This window comes from Sphaerochaeta sp. S2, assembly GCF_016406725.1.
Lineage (GTDB): Bacteria > Spirochaetota > Spirochaetia > Sphaerochaetales > Sphaerochaetaceae > Sphaerochaeta.
This window is the reverse complement of sequence record NZ_JAEKNT010000520.1, coordinates 1-7,201: the sequence shown is the minus strand read 5'-3', so window position 1 is coordinate 7,201 and position 7,201 is coordinate 1. Positions and strand designations below refer to the sequence as shown.

Here is a 7,201-nt window from a genome sequence, read left to right as displayed (position 1 = left end):
CACCAGCCCACTGGGGTTGCTCCCATCGACGAATGAGCAATTCACCCCACTCTCCTTCATTGCAATCTTCTTGTTTGTCTGTTTCCTTGGTATTGAGACCATAGCAGACCAACAGCAGTATACATTCCAGCAAGCCAAGTACCAATTGCTTCCCAGAAAGGATGAACTTGAGGATGAGTATACCCAAGGGTTCCGTAGTTCTGGACTTTTCAGATATAGTCGTCATCCCAACTACTTCGGGGAGCTGGGGGTGTGGTGGTCCATCTACCTCTACTCGGTCTCCTTCCATGGTTCCCTGTTGCACTATACCATCGCTGGCCCGATCTTGCTGACGCTCTTGTTCATTGGATCCACCATCTTCACAGAGAGCATCACCTCCTCCAAGTATCCTGGGTATGCTACATACAAAGAGAAGGCAGGTGCAATTCTCTTCCGATTCTGGTAGCAACCGTGCTACAGTGAAGTCAAGGAGAATCTGCAGATGAAAACAGTCTTTATGATCATTGCATTGCTCTTGGTTGTGTTCCTGCTGCTCTCATTTGCCTTGTATAAACGAGAAACACCGACAATAAGTGAGGAAAAAGTACCCATGGCTGATACAGACCGATTTACATACCAACCTCTTGATGAGGCATTGAAGAACTCCCTTACCAGTGAGGAGCGATCCATCATTGTGGGAAAGGCCACTGAACGAGCCTTTACCGGTGAGTATACCGATACAACAGATTGGGGAACCTACTACTGCAAGTGGTGTGACTCCCCCCTGTATAGTTCAGAGACCAAATTCCACTCCGGCTGTGGGTGGCCCTCCTTCGATGAGGAGATTCCCCATGCAGTAAAACGTAAGATCGATGCCGACGGAATGAGGACTGAAATACTTTGTGCCACCTGTGGTGGACACCTGGGACATGTCTTTGAAGGGGAACGCTTCACTGATACCAATACAAGGCATTGCGTCAATTCCCTCTCCCTGGTATTCAGGGATGGCACGCCGGTGGCTGAGGCGGTGTTTGCCGGAGGATGTTTCTGGGGAGTCGAACACTTGTTCGCCCAGAAGGAAGGCGTATACTCAGCAGTGTCTGGTTATACGGGAGGGACTGTCGAGAATCCAAGCTACCAGGATGTATTGACCCATACCACCGGGCATCTGGAAGCCGTCAAGGTGCTTTATAATCCCTTGGAAATATCCTACGAGGAACTTACCAAGTATTTCCTTGAGATCCACGACCCCACCCAGGCCAATGGACAGGGACCGGATATCGGGAACCAGTATCTCTCTGCAATCTTCTACCGATCAAGGCATGAGTTTGATGTGGGAGTACGCCTTATTGGAATCCTTGAGGAAAAGGGATTGAAGATTGCTACCACCCTCCGCCCTGCAGCTGTATTCTACCCAGCGGAGGATTACCATCAGGATTACTACGAGAAGAAGGGAACCCTTCCCTACTGCCACGCATATACCAAACGGTTTTAATCGGTCAGGACATCTGCACTGATTGCACAGCTGGCAACTACATAGGAGCCCTTTTTCAGGGGCTGCTGTAGTTGTTCTGGGGCAAAGACAAGATCTAGATGTCCCATTTCCGTGGATATGGTGGCTACCGTACATCCGGTATCCTGAAAACCATGCTTACGGTTCTCCACCCCAAGCACAGGACCACAGAGCAACATCATCTGCTCCTCTGCAGCAAAACGCTCCCTATCCTTCTCACTGAGGCTCTCATCACGGGCCATGATGTAGTTGAATGGAAGCAATTTCTTGTCCTCAAGCCGGGCGCCCTCTTCAGTAACCGTCTCATAGGCTTCCCTGCTGTCAAAAACATCAAGAGCCTGGGGGAATGCACAGACTTGCAAAGCCAACAGTGTGTCCTCATCAATTTGCTCAAGGGTCGCTGCATGGACAAGTGTGGCAATGAAAGCACTCTTTTCTGAATCGTTGGTCATCAGGAGCGTGAGCGAGAGAGGCTCTCCCTTGCCTATCTGTGCCAGAGGTTTCCCTGACCAGAGGCATCGTCCACTCATATGCATGTCCAAACCTACAATCTGCAGGTCTTCCTTGTCTGCCACCGTGCGGAAGATGATGGTCAGGCCACTGTCCAGCATCTTCGTATAATAAGATCCTTGTTGAGCTGGAATACGCTTTGCTTCGTGAAACCATTGCATCAAGGGTTTTTGGTCGAGTGTCCCATCCTTGCTGAGTAATTGTAATCCAGTATTTGCGAGATAGACAGCCATATACACCTCCTGGGGGGTGTAGTCTATCATGAATGCCACTTGCAGGAAACCGGCAGAATCACTAATCTGCAAACCATGGAATCAGCAACGCACGACAAACTCACCTTCCGGGAAGGTTGCATCGAAGGATTTCCCATTTTTGTTGGGTATTTCCCTACCGCCATGGCCTTCGGCCTTGTTTGCAGGGATCTTGGGATGCGCATCTGGGAAGCGGTACTTTTTTCCCTGACAAACTTTGCAGGCAGCGGGCAGTTTCTGGCAGCAAACCTCATCGGAGGGGGAGCACTGCTGGCTGAGCTTTTCGTCAGTGTCTTGTTGGTAAACCTACGCTACTCCTTCATGGGAGCGGAACTGAACAGGAATCTCGAGAGAGGGGTCAGGGGATGGAGGAAAGCATTGCTTGCCCATGGTACCACCGATGAAGTATTCAGCGTCGCTGTCCTCCATAGGCAACCGATCAGCAAAGAGTATCTGGCGGGGTTGGAATTGACTGCATACAGTGGATGGGTAAGTGGGACTGCTGTGGGATTCCTTGTCGGCATGATTCTCCCCTCCGCACTCCAGCTTGCAGTTGGGGTAACCCTCTATGCAATGTTCAGTTCACTCTTGGCACAGGAGTTCCACCAAAAGGGGTTCAGGGTTCTTGCAATTGCAGGATTCTCTGCAGCACTGAACTCCTACCTGATCGTGCAGTGGTCATTGGCGATTGGCTGGTCATTCGTCATCAGCATGCTCTCAGCAAGCTTCCTTGGGGCCCTGATCATCGGCGACAGTGAGGATGGGGTATGATGAAAGCATTTCCATTCCTTATCCCTATCCTTGTCAGTGCACTGGCCACCTTTCTGGTGAGGGCTCTGCCCTATTATGCCTCCTTCCTTGACAAGCTCCCGAGGTTTCTCTCCAGGAGTCTCCGCCTACTCCCCATTGCTGCGCTTGGTCCACTCATCTTTCCCGGTGTCATCCTTGACTTCCAAGGACACTGGTATGCAGGGCTTATCGGCATCCTCTGTGCAGCATTCATTGCCTACCGCAAGAACAGTATGATCTTCCCGATACTCCTGAGTATATTGGTTACCTATCTCCTGTTGCTCTAGCTTGACTGAGCAGGCTCTTCGTCCTTAGGATTGAACCATGTTTGACGCACATCGCCACTATGGCTCCAGCATGAGCGAGAACGCACTCTATGCCACCAGCAGCAGAGATGAGTGGGAATTGCTCTCCTCACTCACACCTCCGGCACTGGGTGGGGTCGGGGCACTTGCAGACAAACCTTTACCTGAAATTGAAGCGTTCGAGCAAATACTGAAGACTTTTCCTGATTTCCAGATAGCCGAGGTGGGACTGGATAGAAGGTTTCCAGAAATTGAACAGCAAGAAGCCTTCCTGAAAGATACCCTCACCTTGGCCTATGAACTGGGGCGAAGTGTCAGCTTGCACTGTGTACAGGAAGACGGAAGGATGCTCTCCCTTCTCCGCTCCCTCCAGCCTAACCTCCCGGTACTACTCTGGCACGGCTATACTGGAAGCTGGGAGACTGCACAGGAGGCCGCCAAGCTTGGCGTCATACTTAGTTATGGGAGCAGGCTCTTTGGGAGCAAACTGGCAAGAGAGGGGGATCGACTGGCCACCCTTCCCTATGCCCTGGAAACTGATTTCCAGATGGGGGATTACTCCCAGATACTCTGGACACAGATTGATAACTTCAGCAAACTCAGTGGATGCTCCCATGATGAACTGATAAGGAACAATGATGAGATCAGAACAATTCTTACGCATAACACGGCTACTCGGTGAGGAACCGGTAGAACGCCTTCATAAGAAACACGTGGTGGTAGTCGGCCTCGGGGCGGTCGGGGGAATGGCATTGGAGACCCTGGTCAGAAGCGGTGTCGGCAACCTGAGAATCGTTGACTTTGACACAGTGGGGATTACCAACCTGAATCGGCAGATCCTTGCCACCTATGAAACCCTGGGGAAGCCGAAGACTGAAGTCGCGAAACAACGTATCCTCGCCATCAACCCGGAATGCAACGTTGAGGTGCTTCCTCTCTTTGTGCAACATGAGACACTGGATACCATCTTCTCCGATCCAGTAGACTTGGTGGTTGATGCCATCGATTCACTCAACCCAAAATGTGCATTGCTGGAAGCTGCTTACAAGCGAGGCATTCCGGTAGTGAGCAGCATGGGGGCGGCACTAAGGAGAGATCCCTCTCTTGTCCGTAAAGCCGACCTGATGGATACCTTCGGTTGCCCTCTCGCTCGTCAGGTGAGGACGAACCTCCGAAAACGGGGGGTTGGACGAGGAATAGAGGTCATCTTCTCCCCGGAGCTGGTACGTTATACCTACAAAGCTCCAGAGGAAGAGGAACATGCTGACTTCAATGAGCAAATCAGCAGCAGGGGAAGAAGACGCAATGTACTGGGGAGCTTGCCTACCATAACTGGAATATTTGGACAAAATCTTGCCCACCTTGCCCTAACCAAGCTTCTGGATGAGGAGATGCTCAGTGGAGAAGAAGCATGGAATCCCCAGGGGAAACAATCCTAATGGGATTCCAGCCTCATGAAGGCTGAAGGAACTTCCATATCGGGTTCAAGGGTTCCTGTCTCCTGCGCAAGCAAGTAATACTTCTGTCCAGGTAGCTCACAGCAACTGTAGAAATTTCCCAGGAGACGACTATCAGCTGAGATGTTGAGTTCCTTCAGGTCCAGATGTATCTCAACACTCCAACGGCTTTGGGCATTGGAGTTCTCCAAAAGGGTCACCGTGACCGGTATCGCCTCCAAAAGTGGTTCAGGAAGCAGGGTTCTCTCTCCTTCCCTGTTGATCCACCAAGAGCGAAGCGCACCTGAGGCACTGCACTGCAGATGCAGATACTGCTCTGCATCTTCTTCCTTGATCAGCAAGCCAACGCAGGAGTCTTCGCTTATCTCCTGGTTGTGTTGCTGCACCATCCGTCTAAGAAACGGAGTACGCACCATATAGCGCAGGGAGAGGGTATTTCCCTCTCTGGCAAGACGCAACGATCCTTCAGTTTTTTCATAGGAGCCCCAGCAAGGTATTAATGCAATGGGGAGGCTTTTCTCGAGTGTGTTGCCAACGATGAGTGTGGGTTGTGTTTCCATGGGTGCCAGTATAAACAAGTTGGGCTTCCTCTCCTAGAGGGAGTTGAAGCAAGAGTGAAAGGTTTTCTTCTTCTTTTATATCAACAAGAGAGGAGAAAGACATGAAACAGAAAAGACTCACACAGGTACTGATAATCTTGTTTTCGGTGGTACTGTTGGCAACTGGATGCAAGGAGGAAGCGCACGCAGAGACAACTGATTTGAGATTGCTGCTTACCACTGAGCAGTTTTCATCTGAAAGAAGCCTGATACCTGATTCCCAGAAGATGGTTATCACGGACTACCACCTCAGTGGCACAGGGCCCAGTGGACAGACCTTCTCGGTGGATTCCATGGAAAGAGCTGTAGCAATCGGGAATCTCATGGTCGGCCGTTGGACGATAGAAGCCATAGGATACAATGCAGAGGGAGTACCACTTGTATCAGGGACCATCACCACCATGCTCAGCAAGGTCACCAGTACGGCCACACTTCACCTCACTGATCTGGTGGGAACAGGATTGTTAGAAACATTGGTTACCTGGGATCCAGAGCAAGTAGCTGATGATGTATCCTTGCAAGCGGTGCTGTTGGACCAACAGGGCAACCCCGTCAGCCTGGATGTGCCGGCATTGGACAAAGGAGTGGGTGAAGTACTCCTGCAATCTTCATTGGAAAGTGGTTCCTACCTGTTACAGCTGAGACTCTTCAGTCAGGGGATGTTGGTAAGCGGTGCTACAGAGGCTGTACGGATCCTTTGTGATACCACCAGTGACGGAACGGTGAATATGATCATAGGAGATCTTTCCACCAATTTCGAGATTACCGTCATCAATGACACCATGCTTCCCATTGAAGGCACCATCACAGCAAACCCAGCAAGTCCTGCAGCAGGAGAAGAAGTCACACTCAGGTATACCCCAACCAACCTACCGGAAGGTGTCTTGATGAGTGACCTTGAGATTGATTGGTATTGCGAGGGTACCATTGCACAGGAACAGAGTGAGAACTTCACCTCAATACCAGATGCAGGTACCCATCGATACGATGTGGTGGTCTGCCATGAGAAGCTGGGAAGTCTGGGCAACACCACCTTGTTGGTGACGATGCCCTATTAAGATCAGAGTGCTTGTACTGCCTGGGTAAACCAGGTAGGCAGTGGTGTGGGACGGAGTGTCTCGGTGTTTATCGAGGCAACCCGCACCTTGAGTACGCAAAGCACTTCATCTCCCCTTTTTACCGTCTGGATGAAGGTGATGGAGAAGCGCTTCTCACTCTCAATTTCTGTGGTTACCTCCAAGAGGTCATCCAACCGCCCTGGCCTCTGGTAGTCGACCGTAATCGATTTCACCACAAAGGCCATCTTTCCCAGTTCAATCATACTGCTCTGGGAACCATCAATGCCCTGACTCTGGGCCACTTCCCTCAGCAATTCAGTACGGGCATGCTCCGCAAAATCAAGATACCGAGCGTGGTAGACAATGCCACCACAATCGGTATCGCTGTAATACACTCGTATCTTGAATGAATGCATCAAACCTCCACAGAAGCACCGTCGAAGCGAAGGGTTGACACATAGTCACCATAGGTTTGTGCCCGCCTGATCATCTTCACCGATCCATCTCTCTTGAGAAGGTACTCAGCGCTGCGCAGTTTGGCATTGTAGTTGAATCCCATACTATGCCCATGTGCTCCTGCATCATGCAGAACCAGGACATCCCCAGGCTCAACCTTGGGTAGTGGTCTGTCGATGGCAAACTTGTCGTTGTTCTCACAGAGACTACCTGTTACATCATAGAGATGGTCATGATCCTTTTTATCCTTGCCGACAACAGTGATATGGTGGTATGCACCATAG

General features: G+C 50.8%; 10 protein-coding genes and 1 pseudogene. 7 read left to right on the top strand and 4 right to left on the bottom strand.

Going from position 1 to position 7,201, the window contains the following annotated elements:
- A partial coding sequence (locus JF818_RS15325; RefSeq protein ID WP_198892906.1) for a DUF1295 domain-containing protein occupies positions 1–445 on the top strand: 445 nt, incomplete at its 5' end.
- A 36-nt stretch (positions 446–481) separates the two neighbouring features.
- A complete protein-coding gene (locus tag JF818_RS15320) occupies positions 482–1,474 on the top strand; it encodes a bifunctional methionine sulfoxide reductase B/A protein (protein WP_198892905.1) in 993 nt (330 codons plus the stop codon).
- Here the strand turns inward: JF818_RS15320 and JF818_RS15315 are convergent.
- On the bottom strand, positions 1,471–2,235 hold the full coding sequence (locus JF818_RS15315; protein WP_198892904.1) for a hypothetical protein: 765 nt from the start codon (positions 2,233–2,235) through the stop codon (positions 1,471–1,473). The genes JF818_RS15320 and JF818_RS15315 overlap by 4 nt on opposite strands.
- A 75-nt stretch (positions 2,236–2,310) precedes the next feature.
- Between JF818_RS15315 and JF818_RS15310 the strand changes: the two genes are divergently transcribed.
- From JF818_RS15310 to JF818_RS15295, 4 genes are read left to right on the top strand one after another with little or no spacing between them, the layout of a single operon-like run.
- Positions 2,311–3,024, top strand: a complete 714-nt coding sequence (locus JF818_RS15310) for an AzlC family ABC transporter permease (protein ID WP_198892903.1) — start codon at positions 2,311–2,313, stop codon at positions 3,022–3,024.
- Entirely contained in the window at positions 3,021–3,329 is a 309-nt protein-coding gene (locus JF818_RS15305; protein ID WP_198892902.1) for an AzlD domain-containing protein, read from the top strand. The genes JF818_RS15310 and JF818_RS15305 overlap by 4 nt, the downstream gene beginning before the upstream one ends.
- 37 nt (positions 3,330–3,366) lie before the next feature.
- Complete coding sequence (locus JF818_RS15300; RefSeq protein WP_198892901.1) at positions 3,367–4,029, top strand: TatD family hydrolase; 663 nt, start codon at positions 3,367–3,369, stop codon at positions 4,027–4,029.
- Complete coding sequence (locus tag JF818_RS15295) at positions 3,986–4,786, top strand: ThiF family adenylyltransferase (protein WP_198892900.1); 801 nt, start codon at positions 3,986–3,988, stop codon at positions 4,784–4,786. Before JF818_RS15300 ends, JF818_RS15295 begins: the two co-directional genes overlap by 44 nt.
- On the opposite strand, the gene JF818_RS15290 is transcribed toward JF818_RS15295, so the two are convergent.
- Positions 4,783–5,364 carry a carbohydrate-binding family 9-like protein gene (locus tag JF818_RS15290; protein ID WP_198892898.1) on the bottom strand — a complete coding sequence of 194 codons (582 nt, stop codon included), beginning with the start codon at positions 5,362–5,364 and terminating at the stop codon, positions 4,783–4,785. The two genes, JF818_RS15295 and JF818_RS15290, sit on opposite strands and share 4 nt — an antisense overlap.
- A gap of 101 nt (positions 5,365–5,465) precedes the next feature.
- On the opposite strand from JF818_RS15290, the gene JF818_RS15285 reads away from it, so the two are divergent.
- Positions 5,466–6,461: a hypothetical protein gene (locus JF818_RS15285; RefSeq protein WP_198892896.1), complete on the top strand. Its 996-nt coding sequence runs from the start codon at positions 5,466–5,468 to the stop codon at positions 6,459–6,461.
- Between the two features lie 2 nt (positions 6,462–6,463).
- Here JF818_RS15285 and JF818_RS15280 read toward each other — a convergent pair whose 3' ends face one another.
- Together JF818_RS15280 and JF818_RS15275 are read right to left on the bottom strand one after the other, a co-directional pair.
- The gene (locus JF818_RS15280; RefSeq protein WP_198892894.1) at positions 6,464–6,877 is read right to left on the bottom strand and encodes a YbgC/FadM family acyl-CoA thioesterase; all 414 of its coding nucleotides are present in this window, start codon (positions 6,875–6,877) and stop codon (positions 6,464–6,466) included.
- A pseudogene (locus JF818_RS15275) lies at positions 6,877–7,201 on the bottom strand (diaminopimelate decarboxylase); the annotation flags it as partial. The gene JF818_RS15280 and the pseudogene JF818_RS15275, both read right to left, overlap by 1 nt.